We start from the raw sequence: 24,586 nt of genomic DNA, 5'->3' as shown, positions 1-24,586 counted from the left end.
AAAAGGTTTTAACATGATGGTGTCATCTTTACGGACAACTACTTCAGTAAAACAAACCATAGTGCTATGGCGCAATAAAATCACGTCAAACAATACATTACTTGCAGGCAGCGCGATCGTTGGCATGCTAAGCCTAAGTGCTTGTCAGACGGCACCTAGCACGTCGACTACAGTGCAAACCACGCCTGTTCAAACATTACCAACGTCACAACCGACCGTGCCATCAACGACAACTGCTCCAGCGCATATCACGGAAGCAAATGATCAAAGCAACTATCCAACCGAGCCTTACGATGCGGTTGAACAGTCCGAAACACCAAATCCGTTAACGCAAGAAACCCCTGTATTTACGCCTCCTGCTCCAGAAGTGATGCAGCCTGATCCTGTTATCATTGCACCTTCTCGTAACGACTATATAATCTCTGAACCATCAGTACCGTCGCATAATGAATTACTTGAGCACGCTAGAAGAAACTCGCAGCAACGTACTCAACAATCTGTAAGCAATAATAGTAATCTACCTGCGTTTCGCAATTTGATGCAAGTAGGTATCAGTCAGTTGAAAGCGGGCAATCTAACCAATGCCGAGAACAGCTTTACCCGTGCACAGCGTCTAGCGCCCAAATCATCGGCGGTATACTTCTATTTGGCACAAGTAGCATTAAAAAAGAACCAGCCTCGTAAAGCAGAAGCGATGGCACGTCGTGGTCTTAGCGTCTCTCAGGATAGCAGTCGTAGACGAGCACTATGGCAAGTTATATTGCAATCAGGACAAGCTCAGGGTAACTCACGCGTGGTCAATGAAGCAAAACAAGCACTGCGCTAATAGCTGAGTATTTGTGCCTCTTAGATTCATTAGTTAAAACATCTATATACATCATGAATTTCGTTGTATGTAGACTTATCTAGGGTATTCCCTAACACCTACACTTATTTTTATTTCCGCTTAAGGTTATCTTTATGGCATGGCAACAACTGCATTTACAATGCGAAAAATCAAACGTCGACTTGGCTGAAGCGCTTTTGTTAGAAGCAGGCGCATTATCAATAGCTTTAGACGATGCTGGCGATCAACCTTTGTTTGAGCCACTTCCAGGTGAATCGCCGCTTTGGGATGAGGTGATACTAACAGGATTGTTTGATGCGACTACTGATGCAGGTAGTCGTCAAGCGGTTGAGCAATTAAGTCATGAAATTGCTGCACAAGTACAGGCTACTCGTATCTGGCTAACGGCTGTTGATGATAAAGACTGGGAGCGCGAATGGATGAGCAACTATCATCCTATCGAATGTGCTAATGACCTATGGATTGTGCCTGACTGGCTAACACCGCCTAACCCTGAAGCCACCAATATCATTATGGACCCAGGTTTGGCATTTGGGACTGGCTATCATGCTACGACTCGCCTATGCCTAGACTGGCTAACAGAGCAAGACCTAACAGACAAAGTGGTTATCGATTATGGTTGTGGCTCAGGTATTCTAGGGATTGCTGCTTTGCTATTGGGTGCACGTCAGGTATATGCAGTCGATATTGACCCGCAGGCGGTACTTGCTACCAATCAGAATGCAGTACGCAACAATGTAGGCGAACGTTTACAGGCATTTCTACCAGAAGAATTTACAGAGTACTGCTCGCAACATGATGTGTTGCCTGTAGAAGTGATTGTTGCCAATATTTTAGCAAAGCCGCTTATTGGTTTAGCACCTTACTTTGCAACACTGGTTGCGCCAAAGGGCCGTATCGTTTTGGCAGGTTTGATTGAGTCGCAAACCGAGCAAGTCACTGAAGCTTATCAGCCATATTTTGCACTCGATCCTAAGCATGCTTTTACTGCGCAAGAAGACCAGCATTGGCAACGTTTATCAGGTACATTTACTAGCTAGCAACATTTAATTACATCTGTTACGATAGAGGGCAGTCAAATGTTATGTGTTTGACGCCACTCTGTCTTTGCCTACAATTCATCGAAATTAAATAAGTAAAATGCGTATTGTGGGCCGCTATTGGTGAGTGGCTAAGCGGTATTGATAACCATACTTTTTTGGATTCGCCTCTATGACCACGCCAATAGAAACCCAATGCCCCCATTGCCAAGCTTGCTATAGCGTTAAACAAACTCAACTAAATCAAGTCAATGCTACCATCAGCTGTGATCGGTGCCAGCAAAGTTTTTTGGTCAATAAACATCTTGTGGTAAATTCTGAGGTCATTCAAAAACCAACACCACAAAAAAATATTCCTGCTCAACAAAAAGCTCAAACTCAACCAATATCAAATGAGCAAAAAGCGAATACTAGTAGCAATCAGCATAAGCCTCAAAATATTCCGAAGCCCCCCACAGCTTCAACTAATAAGAAAAAATCATCTGATGCTTTAAATTATGATGGTTTAATCCATGACGATATGGATATAGACGAGCCAGAAGAAAATGTTCAAGAGTATGACTCTTTAGATAATCAAGAGTATGACTCATTAGATAGCATGGATGCATGGTTGACTCAAGCCAGTAATACCAGTCCTAGCGTAGCAACTACAGAAAAACCGAAAGCACCCTCTTCTAAAGAAACTATCAAAAGCCCTAATCCATCAATAAAGAAACCATCTACTAGTACAATATCAGCATCCTCATCAACACAGGACATGCTCAGCTCGGCAGCGGCCAATGATATTCATGCCAATGTTGAGAGTACTGATAACAATTCATGGCTGCAAAAACTATTAGAAGAACAAAATCAAGACGAAGAAATACCGCCAGACGATACAGACTTATCACAGCTTCTATCTGATATGGGAGTACCCGTTAAAGATGAAGACCCTGCTGCCGACGATCGTTTAAGAAAAACCCAGTTACCGTTTGCACCAACCCAAACGACACGTTCAATTGCATCATTGTTATGGGTACTAGGTTGTTTGGTCCTAGCACTGCTACTCGCGGCACAGTATGTTATTTTTAACTTAGAAAATTTAGTCAAAAACCCAGCTTATGCTCAGCGTCTCCAATCGATATGCTCTGTCGCTGCCTGCAGCTTACCCAGTGCAGATTTATCAGCGCTTACCATCAGCAATACCTTTCATAGAAGCAGTCAGATTAAAACTGCTGGTACATTTAGTGATATAGGCGCTACTCTAAGTAATGGCAGCCCGCAGGCACAATTATACCCCAATGTTAAAATAAGCGTTTACGGTAGAGACAAGCTTATTGGAGAGTTCATTGCAGATCCAAACGATTATTTATTAGGCAAGCAAAGTCAGTTAATGGCCAATACAGATAGACAGCTATTGTTTACTATCCCTATCGCTAATGCGCAAATTCGCGACATTACTATGACCGCTCTTTATTAAATTAGAGTGTTATATATAAATAAGTCTGAGTAGAAAACACGCTGTAAATTCATTTTCAATTAAACCGTGATAGCCAAGATAACGATGAATCTATCAGCGCTAGGCGATATTAATTTGATATACTATGGTTCTGACCCCTTACAATCAGAATTTTTCTTCATCTCAAGGATATGATTTTATGGCACCTCATGCACAGCATAATGCCAATCATTTTGCTAAAAGCTCTGAGCACCCTGCCGATTATAATAAAGACGAATACCAACCACCTACGCACGGCTTTGATTTTGCTAGTCAACACTATACAAGTAGTGCGCAGCAACCTCTACGGGTTCATGTGGAGCGTGTGGTACGTCAGTACTTTGCGATGTTAGGAGATGAGATGCCCACTGATTTATATGAGCTGATTTTGAAGCAAGTCGAAGAGCCTCTCTTATCTGTCGTCCTAGAAAAAACAAGAGGCAACCAAACCAAATGTGCTCAGATATTAGGCCTAAATCGAGGCACTTTGCGCAAAAAAATGAAAACCTATGATTTAATGTAGCATTGTTATATGAGCTTACCCATCATCATTGACTATCATTATGTATGGCAATCAAACGTTCGTCGCTTTATCTATCATGATACGGCATACCGTTGTCATCATCACCTTGCCAGACGTTTACGTCAGGCTTTTTTTATGGAAAATTTCTTATGAGTACAACCCCACTTGCCCTACTATCGGTCTCCGATAAGTCTAATATCGTCGAGTTTGCTCAAGGCCTTCTCAAAGCAGGTTTTGGTTTATTATCTACTGGCGGTACTTATCGTCTGCTCACAGAAAACAATGTCGACGTGACTGAAGTATCAGATTACACAGGCTTTCCTGAAATGATGGATGGCCGTGTTAAAACGCTACATCCTAAGATTCACGGTGGCATTCTAGGACGCCGCGGTACAGATGATGCAGTTATGAGTGATCATTCGATCGAACGTATCGACTTGGTCGTCGTGAACTTGTATCCGTTTGCTGAAACGATTGCACGTGCTGACGTAACTATGAACGACGCTATCGAAAACATCGATATTGGTGGCCCTACCATGGTACGTTCAGCGGCGAAAAACCACGCTCATGTGGGTATCGTCACTGATCCAGCTGATTATGACCGTGTACTTAGCGCCTTAGATGGTGGCACCGAACTGACAACTGCTTTGCGTTATGATTTGGCAGTAAAGGCGTTTGAGCATACTGCACAGTACGACGGTATGATTGCAAACTTCTTAGGTAGCCGTGTCAACGAAACTCAAGAACCAGAAAACTTCCCACGTACATTCAATGTACAACTTGAAAAAGCTCAAGACCTACGCTACGGTGAAAACCCGCATCAAAACGCGGCTTTCTATACTGAAAACCAGCCTTTAAAAAGCAAACAAGCTTCAATCGCAACAGCTAAACAGTTACAAGGCAAAGCATTGTCTTATAACAACATCGCTGATACCGATGCTGCGCTTGAGTGCGTTAAAGCTTTCAGCGCGCCTGCTTGCGTTATCGTTAAGCATGCCAACCCTTGTGGTGTCGCGGTTGATAATGATCAAGTAGCTGCTTATCGTACTGCTTTTAGCACCGATCCTGAATCGTCTTTTGGCGGTATCATCGCATTCAACCGTCCGTTGACGCTTGCTGCGGCAAAAGCCATTATCGACAATCAGTTTGTAGAAGTAATCATTGCACCTAGTATCGAAGACGGTGTACTTGAAGCGACAGCTACTAAGAAAAACGTACGCGTATTAGTATGCGGCGAGCTACCAGCACCAGATCAACGCGATATCCAACTTGACTATAAGCGTGTCAACGGTGGCCTACTGGTACAGGAGCAAGATCTAGGCTTAATCACTGCTAACGACCTAAAAATCGTCACTGATGTACAACCAACTGAAGCGCAAGTGGCAGATCTACTGTTCAGCTGGAACGTGGCAAAATATGTTAAATCTAATGCCATTGTCTACGCAAAAGGCCAACGTACTATCGGTGTTGGCGCAGGCCAAATGAGCCGCGTTAACTCAGCACGTATTGCTGCTGTCAAAGCAGAACATGCTGGACTAGCAACTGAAGGTGCTGTTATGGCATCAGATGCGTTCTTCCCTTTCCGTGATGGCATCGACAATGCTGCTGAAGTAGGTATCTCTGCTATCATTCAGCCAGGTGGCTCTATGCGTGATGACGAGACCATTGCTGCTGCTAATGAGCATGGTATCGCGATGGTATTTACTGGCATGCGCCATTTCCGCCATTAAACAATCACCTATTAGTTTAAAACTGGAATTAGTCACAGCAATTGTATTTATTACTGCGACTAATTTTCAGTCTATATAACATTCGTGATAATTATCGTTAAAGCATCACCCAAAAAAAAGCCACTGTATCAATCGATACAGTGGCTTTTTTACGTCTAAAAATAAGAATAAGAATAATAATCTAACAAATACTTAGCGTCCTTGCGCGTTTGCCATATTGCTTTCATTAATCTCAACCGTGTACACCATCCGTAGATAGTCCAAATAGTCTTGCAACTGGTCTTGGCCTAAATTGTCACGAATGATACTGGCTGTTTGCGCTCTTTGCATATCAGACAATGGTGACTGCTGCTCAGTTTTAATACGGTCTCCAACCAGTAGCGTTGCACCCATTTCAGTCTCACTAGCAATCGCTACAACACCATTATCAGCGGCTTGCTGACTAAATGCCAATCCACGCTCTTTGTCTGTTAGCTGCGTCGTTTGACGGTTAATCTCACCCAGTGCTTGGAAACTAACCGACTGCTTACTTATATCAGCTGGCGTCTTGATACCAGCAGCCAATGCTTTAGCATCTTTTAAAGCTAATGCTGTCGCTTTCTGCTGACGGAGTATTTGAGTGATTCTTGGAGTTGCATTTGCTAGAGCAAGCGTCTTAGTAGGACGATAATTGCTTGGCTGTAACCATACGGTACCGTTGCCAACTTCTACGCCTGCCGTTACCGCCTGATCTTGAATAGTAAACTCATCAAAGGCCTGCTTAACCACTACTGGTTGCGGCAGTGCTGATTTGTTGTTCACTTTACGATAATCTTTGATACGCTTGAGGCTGACGTTTTCTTGCTGTGCAATATCTTCGATACTGAAACCATCTGCTGCCAAATCATTGATTGATGTCACTTTATCAGCATAGATTTCCTGACGTTTATACTCTTTTGCTTTCGCAGTTAGCTCTTCACGCATACTGTCTAGACTTGGAATTTTTTTGCCATTATCTTCAGTAACCGTAAATATCTGATAACCAAAGCTAGTCTTGATAGGCGCAGTCACATCACCAACGCTCAACCCTTCTAGTGCCTCTTGCACAGTATCCGCGTCACTGCCAAACACTGACGGATTAAAGCGTCCGATATCACCACCTGTTTCACCTGATGGATCATCCGACTCTGCTTTAGCAAGCGCAGCAAACGCTTCACCTTTATTCAGACGCGCTTTCACTTTATCGGCTCGTGTCTTAGCATCTTTACCAGTAAACAGTATCTGACTGACTTTACGCTCATCAGTAGCCGCAATGCTCTGCTTATATGCTTCATACTGCTGCTGCAACTCTTCTGCGGTTACTTCATCAACCTTGATAGTTTGCGGGCTAAGCTGGATATAAGCCAAGTCAACCATCGCTGCACTTTTCAATGTGTCTTTGTTGGCATCATAGTATGATTGAATGTCTGCTTTACTAAGCTTAACTTTGTCAGCATAGTCTTGCCAATTAAAGCGATGCACCCAAACGTTGCGCGACTCAAGTTGCAAGTCAATCAATTGACTGACCGCTTGCATAGGATAGACGGCCGTCCCAACAATACTGGCGTTCAATTGATCCAAGCTTAACTGATTGCGAAATTCTGCAAATAGTTGATTTTTGGTCATGCCGCGCTGACGCAAGAAGTTTGAGAACTGATCGTTTGAAAAGTTACCTTCTGCATCTTGGAATATTTCTTCTTGACGCAGCAAACGATTGATCGTGTCGTCAGACACTGTCATACCAAGCTTACCTGCTTGCTGCTCTAACAACGTACGGTCGATTAGACCCTTTAATACTTGCTCATGAAGCACATCTTCATTCAATAAGCTGGCATCTTCAACTTGCTCTAATACTTCAGAACGACGGCTATTGACAGCAGTTTGATACTCGGACAGTCCTACGCTTGCCTCACCTACCTGCGCAATCTGGTTGGGATCGACGTTGCCGCCAAAATAGCTTTCGACACCCAAGAGAGCGAGCGGCGATAGGCATAAAATCAATAAAATGCGACCTGGCCAGCTTTTTAAGAAATCGCGCAATTTATCCATAGTTATCTCTGCTTTATTAACCTATATTGATGAAAAACCATTGTAATACTGTTAGGAGCTGTTGAGTGCAACCTGTCAATATCAGTACTATTTAAGCTAGCAATGGTAAGAGTAAGAGCGTATGCATTTTATAGTAAAAAACAAAATTTACTAAAGAAATCTGACTTAAATGACACACCTATCGCGCGCCCTATGATACGTGATTTTTCATGCAGACTCAAAATATTCACGACGCATGATACAAACTATAGCGATAAAAAAAGCACCTAAATATTAGGTGCTCTCTTCGATGGTTAGCTCATTACTTCAGCTATAGACCACCGACTATCATTTTATGCTTAAAAAGGCGGCTTAATTCAAGCGCTCTTTTAAGTTTTTACCAGCTTTGAAGCTTGGTACTTTGCTTGCTGGAATGCTTAGCTCTTCGCCAGTCTTAGGGTTGCGACCAGTGCGTGCTTTGCGATCTTTTACACTGAAAGTACCAAAGCCAACTAATGAGATGCTATCGCCAGCTTCTAGCGCTTCGCCAACACTTTCCATAACAGCGTTTAGTGCATCACCAGCTTGGGTTTTATTTAGACCACTTTTGTCTGCGATGCTATCAATTAATTCTGACTTATTCATAAAATTTCCTTCAAGTTTAAGGGGGTAATAAATGCTCACGCCAAGTATTGTAACGCTCTCATGGTGCTTACGCAATAAAAACTACCTAACTGGCGCATTAACAGGTTCTTCTTTGTTATCGTCTTTATATCAAGGCAGCATAAGGAGCGCAAGCGATTTTACATATTTTTGTGCTCTACACTACGTATTTGACACCTAATGTTACGCAAAGCGTTAGGAACTTATATATAAGTGGCTCTGTATAACTGAGACGATTGGCTTTCCTATTTTCTACGCTTTGTCAGATTTGTCAATTGCCGTCTGTGCATTGCTATGCATTAAGTTTGTATATTACTGGTCATAAATAAGAGTGTCTTTATTGACTGCTAAATTGTAATGTAATAGTTTAGCCACTACAGAAACTAGCGTTACTTTTTATTATAAAGACGTTACTATAAGCAAAATATCACTGCAAGTATTGGGCAAATACAGACTTCTGTTTGCTAAATATCTAAAACTTGCTAAATAAAAAACGGATTACTTACATGAAGCGTTCTACGTTGTCTCACTCTTTTCTTAATATCATTTTAGTATTTATCGAGTCGGCGCTGACATTATTGTTACGTTTGGATCCTGAATTGCGTAAGGCCGCTTATCCGCTTGCTAAGCAAGGCACCGTGGTGGCGCTTCGCCTGTATTTACCGCATGTAGAAGTATTTGCCACCTTTAGTACCAAAGGCGTGTTACTAGATGCTCAGCTGCCGATTGGTCGTAGTGAGCCTGACGTGGTTATCAATGCCTACAGCATTCAAGTTATCAACGCCATCACCACTCATGATAGCGAAACCACTGAAAAGCTACAGATGCGCGGTGAGTCGATTCAAGTACAACTGGTTAAACAGTTTATTATGCAACTTGGGCTTGGCAGCTTGATTCAGGGGCTGATCAAAAAGATAAAGGGTGGTAAAGCTAAAACCAAACCTACAGAAGCTGACTTGGAAGAAAAAAAGAACAACTACAAACTGCGTATTAAAGAACAGCAAACACAGATCAATACCTTGACCATTAAAAACCGTGAACTTGAAACAACCGTGAGAGAGCTTCAAAGCAAGCAAAAGATGTTGATGATTGTCACTGTTGTTGCCCTTGTCATTATGATCGGTTCAATCATCGCACTATTGATGAATTAGTTTTGCTTCGTTGAATTACCTATAAATAAGCGTTCAATGTCTTCTATAGATATTGAACGCTTATTTTTTACTTCGTCAAACGTATCTGTAGCAGACAAATTAAGCTGCTTATGTCTCACTCATATATCTTTTCTAAACATCATTATTTTTATCAATTACAGCAATAAGCTTGATTAACCATTGAACCACACTTTAATCTTGACTAAATTACTCGGGATTAAGTATAATTACCTTAATCGTTGCACACATCGGGTTAATCATCTGTTGTTCAATAACGACAAGACAAAACTTAGCTGACGTATTATTGGTTGCTCTTTTTATCTTATGAGTACTTATTAAGACTTTCGGCTAAGATCGTTGTTAAACATAAATGACATCAAGTTTGGAGATAACACATGCGTTTGACTACTCGGGGCAGATACGCTGTTACCGCATTATTAGATTTGGCATTACAGACCAGCCAACAAGACAGTGCTGTATCGTTATCCGATATCGCCAAACGGCAATCGATTTCAATCTCGTATCTTGAACAGTTATTTTCTAAACTTCGCAAACGCGGCCTTGTCACGAGTATTCGCGGTGCTGCAGGTGGTTATCACCTAGCTAAGCCATTGAATGAGATAGATGTGATGAGCATCATATCTGCGGTTGATGAGTCAGTAAACGCGATGCAGTGTGAAGGACGCGGTGACTGTCAAGGTGGTACAATGTGCCTAACTCACGATCTGTGGTGTGCACTATCAAATCATATCGAACAGTACTTGAAAAATATAACATTAGCGCAATTATTAGATATGGAAAATGTGCAGTCAGTCTCAGAGCGTCAGCACACCTCTACAAAAGATATTTCCATAAAAGACATTAATACTATTACTCTATCGAACAGCGAGGCAAACCCAGCATGAGCCAACATAACAACCTTATATACTTAGATTATGCCGCCACTACCCCAGTTGCTAAATCAGTAGCTGCTAAAATGAGCGAGTATTTGACTGTAGATGGTGTCTTTGGTAACCCAGCTTCACGCTCACATGGTTACGGCTGGCAAGCGGAAGAAGCAGTAGAAACTGCTCGCGGTCAAGTTGCTGAAGTTATCAACGCTGATCCACGCGAAATCGTATTTACTTCTGGCGCGACTGAGTCTGACAACCTAGCCATTAAAGGTGCAGCACATTTTTATCAGTCTCGTGGTAAACATATCATTACCAGTAAAATTGAGCACAAAGCTGTATTAGATACCTGCCGTGAGCTTGAGCAAGAAGGTTTTGAGATTACGTATCTTGAGCCACAGCCAAGCACAGGTCTTATCCTGCCAGAGCAAGTAAAAGAAGCACTGCGTGATGATACGATTTTAGTATCACTTATGATGGTGAACAATGAGCTTGGTACTATTACTGATGTTGCAGCGATTGGTGAAATCACTCGCGAAGCTGGTGTGGTTTTCCATGTTGATGGCGCACAGTCTGTTGGTAAAGTAAAAATCAATCTTGAAGAAATGAAAATTGATTTGATGAGCTTCTCAGGTCATAAAGCATACGGCCCTAAAGGTATCGGCGCATTGTTTGTTCGTCGTAAGCCGCGTATTCGCTTGAAAGCTGAGCAACATGGCGGTGGTCATGAGCGCGGTATGCGTTCAGGTACTCTACCAACGCATCAGATCGTTGGTCTAGGTGCAGCATTTGCTTTAGCTAATGAAAGCTATGAAGCCGACCATGCACATGCAGCAAAATTGCGTCAAAAGCTTTGGGATGGCCTACAAGATATCGAAGAGATTTACTTAAATGGTGATCTTGAGAATAGCGTACCAAACATTGTAAACATTAGCTTTAACTTCGTTGAAGGCGAGTCATTGATGATGTCACTTAAAGACTTAGCTGTATCATCAGGTTCAGCCTGTACGTCAGCAACGCTTGAGCCATCATATGTACTACGTGCAATCGGTCGTCCAGATGAATTGGCACATAGCTCAATCCGTTTCAGCTTCGGCCGTTATACCACTGATGAAGACATCGATACCGTTATCAAACAGATGCATGAAGCCGTTGATAAACTACGTGCCCTATCACCACTTTGGGATATGTACCAAGAAGGTGTTGATCTAAACTCAGTCGAGTGGGCTGAGCACTAATTTTTAATACAGCTTTTTAGTATAGCTAGCAATATATATTTATTAAACAATTGATCAGACAATTAAATTAAGCGTTTGACCCCAATTATCGATGAGTAGTTAGACACTTAAAGTTGATAAACGACTACTCATCATCTAACTAGGAGAAAACCCCATGGCCTATAGTGACCAAGTTATTGATCATTACGAAAACCCACGCAACGTTGGTAATCTTGATAAAAATGCCAAAAACGTTGGTACCGGTATGGTCGGTGCCCCAGCATGTGGCGATGTAATGCGTCTACAAATCCAAGTCGACGATAATGGTATTATCGAAGATGCACGTTTCAAGACTTATGGCTGCGGTTCAGCGATTGCTTCAAGCTCGCTTGTTACTGAGTGGCTAAAAGGCAAAAGCTTGGATCAAGCTGGCGAAATCAAAAACAACGATATCGCTCAAGAGCTAGCATTACCACCAGTAAAAGTGCATTGCTCTGTACTTGCAGAAGACGCTATTAAAGCCGCTATTAGCGACTATAAAGGTAAGCATGGCGTAGCAGCTCCAGCAGAAGAAGCTGCGATCTAAATTAAGCTAGGCTAAGCCTGCTAGCGTATGCGCTATGTTGTACTAGCAACGCTAAAGTAGCAATGTGTAATCGCTACTGACGCTAAAGAGGTGACAATGACACTTATGTAATTGTCACCTTTTGTTTTCTAATAGTCGCAAGCCTATTGTTTTGGCAATCTTGTAATTCTGGTTGTCAGTTTATCTAGATTTTTTTATTGATATTTATGATTAATAGTCAATGGGAGTTGGCATGATTGAAATGACAGAACGCGCCGCTCAGCATGTTCGAGACTTTTTGGACAATCGCGGCAAAGGCGAAGGCATTCGAGTTGGTATCCGTACGGCGGGTTGCTCGGGCTTGGCTTACGTTTTAGAGTTTGTAGATACCCCTGATGAAAATGACACGCGTTATGAAAGTCGTGGCGTTAGCATCTTTATTGATCCTAAAAGCCTCGTGTATTTAGACGGCTTGTTGATGGATTATGAAAAAGAAGGTCTAAACGAAGGCTTTAAATTCACCAACCCTAACCAAAAAGGTGAATGCGGTTGCGGTGAGTCGTTTACAGTTTAATTGTTCAATGGCTGAAAATTAATAGATTTATGCTTCAATAAACTTTCATAAGAGCAGTGCAGTATCTCTGCTATCGCTATGAAAAATGGCTAATTTAGTTAGGTAGCCAAGCGATTGAGATATTCTTAGCTAGGTCATGACTTCAAAAATAAATAAAAAAGCAAGGCATCAGATTATGACAGATATTACTTCAGAACCACAGTTTGATAACTTCTTTGCCCTATTTGAGCAGCCTGTACAATTTGAAATCAACCAAAGCAATCTAGAGCAACGTTTGCGATTGCTGCAGAAACGCTTTCATCCTGATAATGTTGCTAAAAATCAGACCGATATGGTTCAAGCACAGTTGCAGTCTGAAAAAGCATCAGCTTTAATCAATCAAGCGTATCAAACACTAAGCGCTCCTGATAGCCGTGCTGGTTATTTACTAGATATGGCGGATCAAGCACAAAACATAGAGCATTCAATCGCAGATTTAGACTTTTTGGAAGATGCGATGCAGATGCGTATGGCTCTAGATGATGCTATCGAAGACAAAGATCTTGCAGCCTTGCAGCAATTACACCCTCAAATTACAGAGCGTCTAGCAAATCAATCTGAGCGCTTTAATAGTGCTTATCAAAATCAAGATTGGCAAACAGCGATTGATGCGACACAGAAGCTAAAATTTTTAGTTAAGCTAAATGCTGATGTGACAACTGGGCTTGATGATGTTGCAAATTCATCGCATTCAGATGACGATGATTTATACGTCTAAATATCTGTGGTTATATCTCTCACTGATAAGCTAAATTCTATATATTTGGTTAAAATAGTGCCCGTGATACCGTATAATCTTTGAGTCTAAGCGCATCAAACTGTCAGAATCTATCTTCTTTATGGAATGAGATTACCGACGTTAAGCTCTCGTACTGCATATGCTATATTTGCTCCATTTCACTTATTCATTTTATCTCTGAGTTATCCTTATGTCTTTAATGCAAATTGCTGAACCCAATCAAAGCGCTCAACCTCACCAACATAAATTTGGCTTGGGCATCGACCTTGGTACTACACGCTCATTGGTTGCTGTGGTGCGTTCAGGTAAGGCACAAGTCTTAGAGGCAGGCGCAGCGACAGATACATTATTACCGTCTGTTGTCTATTATCCAGCGACTGGTACGCCATTAGTTGGCTATGATGCCCTAGCGCATTTAGCGGATGATCCAAAAAATACGATCGTCTCGGCTAAGCGTTTTATGGGTCGTAGTCAAGCTGATATCAAATTCTCTCATCCTTATGAGCTGTCTGGTAACAAAGACGATATGCCAGCTTTTGTAACGGCTCAAGGTGAGGTTTCTCCTGTTGCAGTATCGGCGCGTATATTAGCCGCTCTTGAGCAGCGTGCAGCAAGTGCTTTACCTGCAGATAGCATTGAAGGTGCCGTAATTACGGTTCCCGCTTATTTTGATGAAGCACAGCGTCAAGCAACCAAAGATGCCGCTCAAGCAGCGGGTATCAACGTACTGCGTTTACTCAATGAACCAACGGCCGCTGCGGTCGCTTATGGGCTTGACCAATCATCAGAAGACAGTAAAAAAGAAAGCTATTACTTAATCTATGATTTGGGCGGTGGTACTTTTGACGTCTCTATCTTAAAGCTTACCGATGGTGTCTTTGAAGTATTGGCAACTGGTGGTAATAGCGCCCTAGGCGGCGATGATATCGATCGTCTTATTACCAATTGGATCATTAAACAATTAAATATCGATCCAAAAGACGTAAGCCTACATGACAAATCAATACTAGCTCAACAAGCCAAAGCTTATAAGCAAGCGCTGACTGATGCTGAGCAAGTAGATATCAGTGTCACTGTCAATGGTCAGTCTTATCAAGGCGTATTAAGCCGTACAGATGTGCTAACGATTGTAGAACCTGTCAGTCGCCGTACGCTAAGCGTGTGCGAACAAGTCCTACGCGATGCCAAGCTGTCTACTATAGATCTAGATGAAGTTATCTTAGTGGGCGGTTCGACTCGTATGCCTGCAGTGCAGCAAGTCGTGACTGATTTTTTTGCTAAGCAGCCACTTTGCCGTCTGAATCCAGATGAAGTTGTTGCTTTAGGTGCTGCTCAGACTGCTCATCAATTGGTTAATGGTGATAGTGACAACAATTTATTATTATTGGATGTGACGCCATTATCATTAGGTCTTGAAACCATGGGTGGTTTGGTTGAAGTACTGATACCACGTAATACGCCTATCCCTGTGAAGAAACGTCAGGTATTTACTACTTATCAAGATGGTCAAACTGGCATGGTGATTCACGTGGTACAAGGTGAGCGTGAAACGGTAGAAAACTGTCGTTCTCTGGGACGTTTTGAGCTGTATGGCATCCCGCCAATGAAAGCTGGGTTTGCGCGTATCGAAGTTACCTTTAGTATTGATGCCAACGGTCAGCTTACTGTCAGTGCGCAAGAAACTACGACCAAAACAGAAAGCAAAATCGAGATTGTGCCTTCTTATGGTCTATCAGATGAACAAAAAGAACAGTTGCTTGTTGCAGGGTTTAAACACGCAGAAGAAGACAAAAACGCGCGGTCTTTAATTGAGACAAAGGTAGAAGCGGAACGTGAAGTACTTGCCCTAGAGTCGGCACTTAACGAATTTGCGGCGTTGCTTTCTACTGAAGAACAACAATCACTAGCAGAGCATATACAAGCGCTACGTAACTCTCTCAGCACTGATGACTTAGCGCTTATTGAAGCACAACAAGCACAGCTCAAGCCACATAGTGATGCCTTTGCTGCACGTATTATGAATCAAAGCGTCAAGACCAGTATGGCAGGTACTAGTGCCAAAGACTGGTAATAAATACATCGACATATATCGCTTAACTGACACGTTAAGCTAACTTCTAATATTTTTTAAATTGATTAGCATCGGACAGATAATTTATGCCAAAAGTTACCGTACTACCCCATCACGAAATTTGCCCTGAAGGCGCAGAAGTTGAGCTGCAAGCTGGTGAAAACTTATGCAAAGCACTATTAGAAAAAGGCATTAAAATCGAGCATGCCTGTGAGATGTCGAAAGCTTGTACTACATGTCATGTTGTAGTACGCAAGGGTTTCAACAGTTTAGATGAGATGGATGATATCGAAGCTGATCTACTTGATCGTGCTTGGGGACTAGAGCCTGATTCACGTTTATCTTGTCAGGTCATGCTTGATGACGAGGATTTGACCATCGAAGTTCCTAAATATACCCTTAATCATGCTAAAGAAAATCATTAAACACTGATGATTCTTTCTAGTTAAGATAAAAAAGGCCAGCTATGTGATAGCTGGCCTTTCTCTATATATGATTTTAAGACGATAGACTTGAAACGCTTACTTGCGATTGGCATTCTCACGCTTACTTTCTGCAGCTATACTCTTTACTACTTTTTCTTCCTCTTGCTCGATGCGTTCCAGCGCAAAATTTAAACGAGCTCTAATATCTTGATAATCATTGTCTTTCATATCTTTGAAATTCAAATGCAAATTAAAACCAGGCAATGTGTGGTCGACCCATTTAGATAAATGACCTGTACTGGCACTAGGGTCAAGTACTTGCCATGCATCGACCTTTTCATCAATTCCCTTCAAGCAAAATGCGGCAACGTGCTCACACTCATAGTTATGGCATATATAATCGTAAGTGCTTTCACTGACCAATATCTGATCTTTGCCCGCACAAGACTCAAGCCTAGAGGCTAGGTTGGCTTCTTTGCCAATGATGGTATAGCTTAATCGACTATTACTACCAAAATTACCAACGTGACAGTAGCCAGTTGTGATACCAACACGTATATATAAGCCTTCAAATCCCATTAGCCGCCATTTTTGGCGTAAAGTACGCATTTCCCGGCGCATATCGATTGCCATCGCCACACAATCTAGTGCATCTTGACGCGAGCCGCGGCTATTCGGTTCACCAAAGAAACATACCATGCCATCACCAATGAACTTATCAAGTACTGCACCGTGTTTGTCAGCAATCGATGTCATGCAATGCATATAAGTATTGAGAATATCTGCTAAATTATCAGAACTTAGACTATCAGACAACTCGGTAAAACCGACAATATCCGAAAACATGATAGTTATTTTTGCGCGTTTATTAGAAACCCTAACAGGGCTATCCGATTTGACAATAGGCTCCCAAATTTGTGGTGGTACAAAACGGGTAAGCTTATTGATCACTGATACCATTGTGTTCAGGCGTCCACTAGCCTGATGGGTACGTACTTTAAAAGTAATATGTTGCTGATAGATACGCCAGAACTGGTATAAAATAACGCCTAGACTTGCCACCATTACTATCAATGGTAATAAGCCTTCATCAAAGTCCATACTGTCTGCATTTAAGACTGTGCTAACGTAGAAAAACACAATGATAGTCACAACAGATACAGATAACAGTCTGAGGTGATTCTCAGGTCGGCTAAGAATGATACGTACACCAATCAAAGCAGCCAAACTGATTGATATGACCGTACAGCATTGTAGCGAGCCAATGACAACCGATAATAGAATAATAACGATATTAGACGTCCAAAAGCTGGTCTGGCGTCGGTAGTTATATATCAGGATCATAAGGCTTGGCAATGTAATAATAACCAATAGTGCCATTGAGATAGAGCGGAAGTCGTAGTATATAGCACGCAAAACAACCGTCAGTATCAACACGAACACTTCTGGATAGTCAAAACGACATGTCCCGGTGTCCTTTAACGGTGTCATTGGTTTGAATGTCTCTGAGAAGGTCATATGAGATTCACTTAAATAAGGTGAGCTACCTGAGAGACAAAGGCATACTACACTAACATATGTACGTTATTTGTCCTTATGACGATTTATCATAAGATATATCTAATAATATATTATACTTTTGAAATAAGTTTAAACAAGGTTACTGATGACTATAAGGCGACCTTTTGTCTAGTTTATTCACTGTTTTACAGTTTTTATCCAAATTTAAATAAAAAGAGAGGCCAGATACATTTAAGTATCTGGCCTCTCTTTTTACATATAAAATTAAGGTTCAATCTATTCTTATTGAAGGCAAAATAGAATAATAATTACATTTGCCAATCAAACGGCATTTGGTGATGACCACGTAATGCCATCATCAATGTTTGCTGCATTTGCGCCAATACTTCTTTAGTATATGGGACAGCTGGCACACCCCATACTGGATTTGGCCATTGCATATCATTTTGATAACGGACAATGTGATGAAAGTGAAGTTGTGGCACTTGATTACCAAGAGCGGCCACATTCATTTTATCAGCTTGAAAGGTTTTAGCTAACTGACTCGACAACCAGCTGGACTCTCGTAAAAACTGTGTTTGATCTGCCTCAGACAGCTCATATAACTCTTTGATACCGGAGACACGTGGCACTAATATCAGCCAAGGAAATTGGCAGTCATTGATTAAACGACAAGTGGATAATGGAAAATCCCCCACTAAAAAACTATCAGCAGCAAGTTTATGATGAAGTTGGAACATAATGACGGTTCTCTTGTTGTTTAATGCAAATAAAATACAGAGGGTTAAAAAGTTAGTTGGGCTATTTTATCAGTTATCGGGTTGATAAAATAGCACCATAATTTATTGGTTTAATATGACTACTGAGCCTACTGATATCTAGCCATGTACTAAGCAGGCTCTGTCACCATGTGCTCGCTAAAATAGCGCAGCAGCTCTTGTATGACCGTTACGCGCTGTTGCGGTGTGGCCAGTTTATCGCTATTTTGGTAACGGATACCAGATGCGCCATTCATACGATAATGCTGACCATTTGATTGGATCAATTTAATAATCGCTAACGCATCAACTGGAGTATCTGGCGCAAATTCCAGCGTCATACTACTACTGTTGGCATCAATTTTGTTAATCTTAAGCGGCTCTGCTTGTAAGCGTAATCCATGAATAGCGAATAGCTGCTTGGTTTGATCTGGCAGTGCTCCAAAGCGGTCTATCATCTCCGTACGAATATCTGTCAATGCTTCTTTATCATCGGTATTACTAATACGCTTATAGAACAATAAGCGCTGATGCACGTCATGTAGATACTCTTCTGGAATAAGAGCAGAACTATGTAAGTTTATTTCACTGGTTAGCGACAATGGTGTATTTAAATCAGGCTCCTTGCCAGCTTTAATGGCTTTAGTCGCACGCTCAAGCATATCCATGTATAAGCTAAAACCAATCGCCTGCATATTGCCACTTTGCTGCTTACCCAATATCTCACCTGCGCCGCGAATCTCTAAATCCTCACTTGCCAGCATAAAACCTGCACCCAAAGTATTGGCGCGTTCAATCGCATGTAAACGGCGCTTGGCATCACCTTTGAGTCCTTTTAGAGATGGCACTAGTAAGTAACAATACGCTTGATGATGACTACGTCCTACTCGGCCACGCAGCTGATGTAATTGCGCAAGACCAAACTTATCTGCACGCTCAATGATAATCGTATTAGCATTGGGCACATCAATACCCGTCTCAATAATGGTAGAGCAAACCAACACATTGAACTTTTTATGATAAAACTGCTGCATAATCTGCTCAAGTTGGCGCTCTTGCATTTGTCCATGGGCAACCCCTACCCGCGCTTCTGGCACGAGGTCACGAATAGTCTCTGCCATACGCTCAATACTAGCCACATCATTATGCAAGAGATAGACTTGCCCGCCGCGCAACAGCTCGCGCAAGATGGCTTCTTTCATCAAGGCATCTGTCTTTTGCATGACAAAAGTTTTAATCGCAAGTCGACGTGCTGGCGGTGTGGCAATAATAGACATGTCACGCATGCCTGAGAGTGCCATATTAAGCGTTCTAGGAATGGGAGTCGCGGTCATAGACATACTGTCTACATCTGTCTGAATAGCCTTGATACGCTCTTTGTGACGCACCCCAAAGCGGTGCTCCTCATCGACGATCATTAGCCCAAGGTTGGCAAACTTCACATCAGGCTGTAAGAGTTTATGGGTACCAATCACGATATCTACTTTGCCAGCAGCCAAGTCAGCTAAGACCATTTCTTGATGTTTTTTACCGCCAAAGCGCGACAGGCTCTCAATACGAACTGGCCAATCGGCAAAACGATCGCGGAAGTTGTCTTCGTGTTGTCCCGCGAGCAAGGTAGTAGGCACCAACACAGCAACCTGATAACCAGCACTAACGGCAATAAAGGCCGCTCGCATCGCCACTTCTGTTTTACCAAAGCCAACATCACCGCAGATGAGGCGATCCATTGGCTGATTTTGTCTCATGTCTTCCATAACTGCATGGATAGCATTTGCTTGGTCAGCAGTCTCCTCGAACGCAAACTGACTGGCAAACAGCTCGTATTGAGACGGATCTATTTTAAAGTGAATACCAACTTTGGCCTCACGACGCGCCTGCATGTTAAGTAGCTCTGCCGCAACATCGTGAATTTGCTCTAACGCTTTTTGTTTGGCCCTATCCCATTTGCCACTACCAATCTTATGGAGCGGTGCTAAGGCTGGATCGCCGCCGCTATAACGACTAATCATTTGTAAATTAGCCACTGGCACATAGATACTAGCGTCATCGTCATACTTTAAATGAATAAACTCTTGCTCACCATCACCCACATCTAAGGTAATCAGACCATTATAACGACCAATACCATGCTCAATATGAACAACTGGACTACCATCTGTTATCTCAGTGACGCTCTTAACCAAGAACTCCTCTGATACACCGCTTTGGCGACGACGACGCGTCTGTAAGACTTGACGACCAAACAGCTGCGTTTCACTAATCAACACCAAACGCTCAGGCACATAAACACCGCGCTCAATCGGTGCCACAGTCAGACCGACATGTGGTAGTCGAGCATTATTCATAGCGCTCGTCTTGTCTGCTGCTAAAAATGCTTCAAAGCTATCGTATGCCTTGATGTCAATCTTACCCTTAAACAGCTCGATAAGAATCTCGCGACGGCCTGCGGTTTCTGCAACAATTAGTACTGGCGTTGCTGTTTGTTTTTGAACGTTTAAAAAGTCGAGCAATTCAGTTAATGGCTCAGATTTCTGATGGTTTACTGCCAGTTGCGGCGGTTCTTCGGCACTTAATGTCACCAAGCCTTGCTGCTTAGTAGGCGTTTTAGTAGGCGTTAATGGCAGTTGCGGCTGAGATGAGTCACTACCTTCTAGCGCTGCCACATCATTCATCATAGCCAGTTCATCACGAGCACTTAATATTACTCGTGGATACTGGTTTAACTGCTCGTTAAGCGCGTTAGATAATAGATACAGCATTGCTGGCTCTACGATAGGCTTATCAATATCATGGCGACGCTCTTCGTAGCGGCGCTGGATTTGTGACCAGTAATCAGCTTGTTTTTCATTGATTAATTCATCGGTGATAAACAATGCATCGCTTGGTAAATAGGAAAATAAACTACTCTCCGCCTTCCAGTCTTTTAAGTCAAAAAATAGTGGTTGATAATACTCTAATCCGCTACTAGCAATTCCTGCCATTACGTCTTTGTGCAGCTCAGACTTACGGCTACTGGTATTAGGGAACATCGCAGCAAAGTTCGTGCGAAACGTCTCCCGCCCTTCGTCAAGTGGAAACTCTTTTGCAGGCAAGATTTGAAATTGTTCAATAGGTTTAGAGATATCTGGCATTTTGTGCAGTAGTGACAGCGATTCTTTTGCCATACTGGTATCGTTGCCCGTTAACATCGCCTTCAAATCATCAGCAGTCAATGTACGCTGGGTTTGAGGATGAAAAAAGCGAATCGTTTCGATTTCGTCATCGAACAAGTCTAAACGTAGCGGAAAAGGCTGACCCATGGCAAAAATATCAATAATACTACCACGTACTGCAAACTCACCTGGTTCAAAGACATTTTCAACCGCTCGATAACCAGCCTTTGCCAGTAGCCCTCGCTGGGTATTGATATCAAATCGATCGCCGACACTCAAATCAAAATGCTGTCCAATCAACCAGCTTGGCGGTGCGACGCGATGCATGAGGGCTTGTATCGAAATAAGTAGCACGCCCGTTTTCGGCATATCCGTCAATAGATTGATACGTTCACTGACGATGTCTTGATGTGGAGATAGCTCATCATAAGTCAGTGTCTCCCAGTCAGGGAACACATAAGCATCGACTCCGCAAAATGCCAGCTCAGTCTCTATTTGATTGAGTTGGTTCTGGTCACGTGCTACCACAACTTTTAGGCGCTCGGCAACATTCCACATAGGTGTTTGCACCAAGCTTGCCAACCATAAACTGCTGACCGCCCCATGGACAGGCGCTACCCAACGCCGCTCGGCATTTTGGATAGGAAACAACTGCTGGTTAATAGGGTCAAACGCGTCAGTCAGAGCAGTAATAGGCATAAAGAGTAGAATCAAAGTTAAGGAGTCAGAAAGCTATTATACGAATATTTGAGCAATTACCAAAACTTATGCCGTAACGGTTTGTCACTTAAGAGTTTACTCATTAATGATTAAGGGTTAACAACGATTATTGCGCTTTAACTGTCGTTACATAACAAAAAACCCCAACTTATCAGCTGAGGTTTTCGTTTTTACTAATCAAGCCAAGCCTAAAACTTCAGCTGATAAGTGGTTTATCGCTAGCGATGATGCCATTGTTATCAGCATAAGCAAACATACCCGAGTTCAACGTTAAGTCACCAAAGCTGATTTCGATATCCGTTTGACCTTCATCACGGCGGGTTGATTTGCGCGGGATACAACCAAGCGCCATCACACCAAGATCCATCTCTGCCATGTCATCAACATCGCGGACACAGCCATATATAATAACCCCAGCCCAACCATTATCGATAGCTGATTGTGCAATCATATCGCCTAGTAATGCACAGCGCATAGAGCCGCCACCATCAACGACCAACACCTTGCCATTGCCTTCTTTATCTTTGCCATCGCTATTCAACAGTGACTTAACGCGGCTATTGTCTTCAAAGCACTTAACCGTCACGATTTCACCGCAGAATTTGTCTTTCGCACCAAACTGACGGAATGACTTGCCTTCGATATTTGGCAAGCATACTTGCGATTCAGGATTGGCATCCAATAGATCACAAGTGACAAAATTCCCTCTATCCATTTGTATCGATTCTGACATTGCTCCTGCTCCTTGTTTTAGTGTTTCAACTGACTGGTTTTTCAATACTTATTGATGCTTTGATAATAGTTAATAGTTATTGTGTTTTTTACTCTTATATTTTTGTTCTAATGCAATCTTGTCCCAATGCAATTAACAATCGATATCTGTAACTTTCCAGTTTTAAGACTGAATCTGTCACTAGAAAAACTGTCCTTTTATTTTTTAACACGGGTCATCGCTAGCATCTGCTTATTTTCGATAATATCCGTACGCTTGATTTGAGGTTCAGTACGGTACTTACTACGATGATATATACCATGAGCACTCATGGCCATAGCACTAGCAACGCGCTTAGCCGAGATAGGATGTAACGACAGTGATTCTGATACGAGGGGCGAGATGAGTTTAAAGGCTTTTTGACCAATGCTCTCAAGCGGACGACCTTTATGCTTACCAAGCAATAACGACGGACGGAAGACGACCAATTGTCCGAAATCTAATGCCATAACAGCCTGCTCTGTCTCAGCCTTAACTCGATTGTACAGAAAGCGGCTTTCAATATCCGCATTCATCGAGGAGAGTAAAAAGAAATTTTCTACCCCTTTATCACGACATAACTTGGCAAAATTTACATTATAGTCTCGATCTACCTTGCGAAAAGCCTCATCACTACCAGCTTGTTTTTTTGTCGTACCCAAACAACTAAAAGCATCCGTGGTTCGATCGGCACCGACACTTGCAAACACTTCAGAGAGATTATCAAAATCATTGATTTGATAAAAACGCATGCTGGCATTAATGTAGCGTGGCGGACGACGAGCAATCACAATCAATGTGTCATAAAGCTCACTCAGTTGCTTTACCAAATGCTGCCCTACTAACCCCGTTGCGCCAATCACAATTGCTTTTCGCTGCATACCCTATCCACTTATATAACATTAGATGAACTATATTGATGAGAAAATACCTATATCAAGGTCTATCGTTAGAATATCATACCTAAATTCCTCAATAACTGATGCTATTATATAGGATATATTGTAAGAGATTTTATCAACCCTCTATGTCTGTCAGCGCTTACTAAGGATTTAGTTACTAGAATGACCCAGATTCAATGATATTACGTAACTTCTTTGAGCATTAATCATCAAATATATTGTCCTTAGTTCAATAATTTGCTAAGATAATCGGCTTTACACGTCAACGCTGTTTAATTATTCCAAACAGCTCTGACGCTTACGATGCTCTATTTATATTAGATACTTTAATATCAGACATCGACATCATATTTGACGAGACGGCTGCTCGTCACCGATGATTGTTAAACCCATTATTGCAATCAACATTCATATTTTTATCTATCTTTATCAAGGAGATACGCGTGGCTAATACTGCACAAGCTCGTAAACGCGCCCGTCAAAACACCAAACGTCGTCAGAACTCTGCGTCACAACGCTCTATGGTTCGTACTTACTTAAAACGTGTTGATGCGGCTATCGCAGCTAAAGATTATGACGCGGCTACCGAAGCTTACAAAAAAGCGGTACCAGTTCTTGATCGTATGGCTGACAAAGGTATTATTCATAAGAATAAAGCTGCTCGTCGTAAGAGCCGCCTAAACAAAACAATCAAAGGCCTACAAGCTTAAGATTTGTATTGGTTAGACCGCATTTCGTTTTTATAGCGTAATGACTAAAACCTTGTCACTGGTTCTAATACC

21 protein-coding genes are annotated in these 24,586 nt (G+C 42.1%); 14 read left to right on the top strand and 7 right to left on the bottom strand.

Going from position 1 to position 24,586, the window contains the following annotated elements; all coding sequences use genetic code 11:
• Positions 1-13: 13 nt before the first annotated feature.
• From FQV37_RS11105 to purH, 5 genes are all read left to right on the top strand, one after another.
• Positions 14-826: a tetratricopeptide repeat protein gene (locus FQV37_RS11105; RefSeq protein ID WP_228153215.1), complete on the top strand. Its 813-nt coding sequence runs from the start codon at positions 14-16 to the stop codon at positions 824-826.
• Between the two features lie 134 nt (positions 827-960).
• Positions 961-1,887 (top strand): 50S ribosomal protein L11 methyltransferase, encoded by a 927-nt coding sequence (gene prmA / locus FQV37_RS11100; protein WP_102094262.1) that lies wholly within the window; start codon positions 961-963, stop codon positions 1,885-1,887.
• A 172-nt stretch (positions 1,888-2,059) separates the two neighbouring features.
• Positions 2,060-3,346, top strand: a complete 1,287-nt coding sequence (locus tag FQV37_RS11095; protein ID WP_160023018.1) for a DUF3426 domain-containing protein — start codon at positions 2,060-2,062, stop codon at positions 3,344-3,346.
• A gap of 178 nt (positions 3,347-3,524) precedes the next feature.
• Complete coding sequence (gene fis / locus FQV37_RS14320; RefSeq protein ID WP_101206126.1) at positions 3,525-3,887, top strand: DNA-binding transcriptional regulator Fis; 363 nt, start codon at positions 3,525-3,527, stop codon at positions 3,885-3,887.
• 149 nt (positions 3,888-4,036) lie between these two features.
• Positions 4,037-5,617, top strand: coding sequence for a bifunctional phosphoribosylaminoimidazolecarboxamide formyltransferase/IMP cyclohydrolase (gene purH, locus FQV37_RS11085; RefSeq protein WP_160023016.1), 1,581 nt, complete (start codon positions 4,037-4,039; stop codon positions 5,615-5,617).
• A 192-nt stretch (positions 5,618-5,809) separates the two neighbouring features.
• Here the strand turns inward: purH and FQV37_RS11080 are convergent, their stop codons facing one another.
• Both FQV37_RS11080 and FQV37_RS11075 read right to left on the bottom strand, forming a co-directional pair.
• A complete protein-coding gene (locus tag FQV37_RS11080) occupies positions 5,810-7,684 on the bottom strand; it encodes a SurA N-terminal domain-containing protein (RefSeq protein ID WP_102094267.1) in 1,875 nt (624 codons plus the stop codon).
• A 351-nt stretch (positions 7,685-8,035) separates the two neighbouring features.
• Positions 8,036-8,308 (bottom strand): HU family DNA-binding protein, encoded by a 273-nt coding sequence (locus FQV37_RS11075; protein WP_045445077.1) that lies wholly within the window; start codon positions 8,306-8,308, stop codon positions 8,036-8,038.
• Between the two features lie 524 nt (positions 8,309-8,832).
• Between FQV37_RS11075 and FQV37_RS11070 the strand changes: the two genes are divergently transcribed.
• The 8 genes from FQV37_RS11070 to fdx all read left to right on the top strand — a co-directional run bounded on the left by FQV37_RS11070 (position 8,833) and on the right by fdx (position 15,997).
• A complete protein-coding gene (locus FQV37_RS11070) occupies positions 8,833-9,477 on the top strand; it encodes a hypothetical protein (RefSeq protein WP_102094268.1) in 645 nt (214 codons plus the stop codon).
• 395 nt (positions 9,478-9,872) lie between these two features.
• Complete coding sequence (locus tag FQV37_RS11065; RefSeq protein ID WP_057759222.1) at positions 9,873-10,382, top strand: Rrf2 family transcriptional regulator; 510 nt, start codon at positions 9,873-9,875, stop codon at positions 10,380-10,382.
• Complete coding sequence (locus FQV37_RS11060; protein ID WP_057759220.1) at positions 10,379-11,605, top strand: IscS subfamily cysteine desulfurase; 1,227 nt, start codon at positions 10,379-10,381, stop codon at positions 11,603-11,605. Before FQV37_RS11065 ends, FQV37_RS11060 begins: the two co-directional genes overlap by 4 nt.
• Positions 11,606-11,759: 154 nt before the next feature.
• Positions 11,760-12,170, top strand: a complete 411-nt coding sequence (gene iscU / locus FQV37_RS11055; RefSeq protein ID WP_057759218.1) for a Fe-S cluster assembly scaffold IscU — start codon at positions 11,760-11,762, stop codon at positions 12,168-12,170.
• A 232-nt stretch (positions 12,171-12,402) separates the two neighbouring features.
• Complete coding sequence (gene iscA, locus FQV37_RS11050) at positions 12,403-12,723, top strand: iron-sulfur cluster assembly protein IscA (RefSeq protein WP_021814983.1); 321 nt, start codon at positions 12,403-12,405, stop codon at positions 12,721-12,723.
• Between the two features lie 175 nt (positions 12,724-12,898).
• On the top strand, positions 12,899-13,480 hold the full coding sequence (gene hscB / locus FQV37_RS11045) for a Fe-S protein assembly co-chaperone HscB (protein WP_160023014.1): 582 nt from the start codon (positions 12,899-12,901) through the stop codon (positions 13,478-13,480).
• Positions 13,481-13,691: 211 nt separating this feature from the next.
• A complete protein-coding gene (gene hscA / locus FQV37_RS11040; RefSeq protein WP_160023012.1) occupies positions 13,692-15,572 on the top strand; it encodes a Fe-S protein assembly chaperone HscA in 1,881 nt (626 codons plus the stop codon).
• 86 nt (positions 15,573-15,658) lie between these two features.
• On the top strand, positions 15,659-15,997 hold the full coding sequence (fdx, locus tag FQV37_RS11035) for an ISC system 2Fe-2S type ferredoxin (RefSeq protein WP_101206134.1): 339 nt from the start codon (positions 15,659-15,661) through the stop codon (positions 15,995-15,997).
• Between the two features lie 96 nt (positions 15,998-16,093).
• Here fdx and FQV37_RS11030 read toward each other — a convergent pair whose 3' ends face one another.
• From FQV37_RS11030 to FQV37_RS11010, 5 genes are all read right to left on the bottom strand, one after another.
• On the bottom strand, positions 16,094-17,515 hold the full coding sequence (locus FQV37_RS11030; protein WP_205962089.1) for an adenylate/guanylate cyclase domain-containing protein: 1,422 nt from the start codon (positions 17,513-17,515) through the stop codon (positions 16,094-16,096).
• A gap of 311 nt (positions 17,516-17,826) precedes the next feature.
• Positions 17,827-18,258, bottom strand: a complete 432-nt coding sequence (locus FQV37_RS11025; RefSeq protein ID WP_057759208.1) for an HIT domain-containing protein — start codon at positions 18,256-18,258, stop codon at positions 17,827-17,829.
• 149 nt (positions 18,259-18,407) lie between these two features.
• Positions 18,408-22,130 carry a transcription-repair coupling factor gene (mfd, locus tag FQV37_RS11020; protein ID WP_102094440.1) on the bottom strand — a complete coding sequence of 1,241 codons (3,723 nt, stop codon included), beginning with the start codon at positions 22,128-22,130 and terminating at the stop codon, positions 18,408-18,410.
• 217 nt (positions 22,131-22,347) lie between these two features.
• Positions 22,348-22,884 (bottom strand): ribonuclease E activity regulator RraA, encoded by a 537-nt coding sequence (gene rraA / locus FQV37_RS11015; RefSeq protein ID WP_102094439.1) that lies wholly within the window; start codon positions 22,882-22,884, stop codon positions 22,348-22,350.
• Between the two features lie 197 nt (positions 22,885-23,081).
• Entirely contained in the window at positions 23,082-23,783 is a 702-nt protein-coding gene (locus FQV37_RS11010) for an NAD-dependent epimerase/dehydratase family protein (protein WP_102094438.1), read from the bottom strand.
• Positions 23,784-24,247: 464 nt separating this feature from the next.
• Here FQV37_RS11010 and rpsT point away from each other — a divergent pair, with 464 nt between their 5' ends.
• Positions 24,248-24,514, top strand: coding sequence for a 30S ribosomal protein S20 (rpsT, locus tag FQV37_RS11005; RefSeq protein ID WP_010200097.1), 267 nt, complete (start codon positions 24,248-24,250; stop codon positions 24,512-24,514).
• Positions 24,515-24,586 lie beyond the last annotated feature (72 nt).

Origin of the sequence: Psychrobacter nivimaris (assembly GCF_009812035.1) — a bacterium.
Lineage (GTDB): Bacteria > Pseudomonadota > Gammaproteobacteria > Pseudomonadales > Moraxellaceae > Psychrobacter > Psychrobacter nivimaris.
The sequence above is the reverse complement of the archived record's forward strand: the minus strand, read 5'-3'. Positions and strand labels throughout refer to the sequence as shown.

What these genes read in the sequence shown, in the direction of transcription:
- fdx (WP_101206134.1), top strand. Translation starts at nt 15,659, where the DNA reads ATGCCAAAAGTTACCGTACTACCCCATCACGAAATTTGCCCTGAAGGC.
- fis (WP_101206126.1), top strand. Translation starts at nt 3,525, where the DNA reads ATGGCACCTCATGCACAGCATAATGCCAATCATTTTGCTAAAAGCTCT.
- rraA (WP_102094439.1), bottom strand. Translation starts at nt 22,884, where the DNA reads ATGTCAGAATCGATACAAATGGATAGAGGGAATTTTGTCACTTGTGAT.
- iscA (WP_021814983.1), top strand. Translation starts at nt 12,403, where the DNA reads ATGATTGAAATGACAGAACGCGCCGCTCAGCATGTTCGAGACTTTTTG.
- iscU (WP_057759218.1), top strand. Translation starts at nt 11,760, where the DNA reads ATGGCCTATAGTGACCAAGTTATTGATCATTACGAAAACCCACGCAAC.
- hscB (WP_160023014.1), top strand. Translation starts at nt 12,899, where the DNA reads ATGACAGATATTACTTCAGAACCACAGTTTGATAACTTCTTTGCCCTA.
- FQV37_RS11080 (WP_102094267.1), bottom strand. Translation starts at nt 7,684, where the DNA reads ATGGATAAATTGCGCGATTTCTTAAAAAGCTGGCCAGGTCGCATTTTA.
- FQV37_RS11095 (WP_160023018.1), top strand. Translation starts at nt 2,060, where the DNA reads ATGACCACGCCAATAGAAACCCAATGCCCCCATTGCCAAGCTTGCTAT.
- FQV37_RS11030 (WP_205962089.1), bottom strand. Translation starts at nt 17,515, where the DNA reads ATGACCTTCTCAGAGACATTCAAACCAATGACACCGTTAAAGGACACC.
- FQV37_RS11105 (WP_228153215.1), top strand. Translation starts at nt 14, where the DNA reads ATGATGGTGTCATCTTTACGGACAACTACTTCAGTAAAACAAACCATA.
- prmA (WP_102094262.1), top strand. Translation starts at nt 961, where the DNA reads ATGGCATGGCAACAACTGCATTTACAATGCGAAAAATCAAACGTCGAC.
- FQV37_RS11025 (WP_057759208.1), bottom strand. Translation starts at nt 18,258, where the DNA reads ATGTTCCAACTTCATCATAAACTTGCTGCTGATAGTTTTTTAGTGGGG.
- FQV37_RS11060 (WP_057759220.1), top strand. Translation starts at nt 10,379, where the DNA reads ATGAGCCAACATAACAACCTTATATACTTAGATTATGCCGCCACTACC.
- mfd (WP_102094440.1), bottom strand. Translation starts at nt 22,130, where the DNA reads ATGCCTATTACTGCTCTGACTGACGCGTTTGACCCTATTAACCAGCAG.
- FQV37_RS11070 (WP_102094268.1), top strand. Translation starts at nt 8,833, where the DNA reads ATGAAGCGTTCTACGTTGTCTCACTCTTTTCTTAATATCATTTTAGTA.
- hscA (WP_160023012.1), top strand. Translation starts at nt 13,692, where the DNA reads ATGTCTTTAATGCAAATTGCTGAACCCAATCAAAGCGCTCAACCTCAC.
- FQV37_RS11065 (WP_057759222.1), top strand. Translation starts at nt 9,873, where the DNA reads ATGCGTTTGACTACTCGGGGCAGATACGCTGTTACCGCATTATTAGAT.
- FQV37_RS11010 (WP_102094438.1), bottom strand. Translation starts at nt 23,783, where the DNA reads ATGCAGCGAAAAGCAATTGTGATTGGCGCAACGGGGTTAGTAGGGCAG.
- purH (WP_160023016.1), top strand. Translation starts at nt 4,037, where the DNA reads ATGAGTACAACCCCACTTGCCCTACTATCGGTCTCCGATAAGTCTAAT.
- FQV37_RS11075 (WP_045445077.1), bottom strand. Translation starts at nt 8,308, where the DNA reads ATGAATAAGTCAGAATTAATTGATAGCATCGCAGACAAAAGTGGTCTA.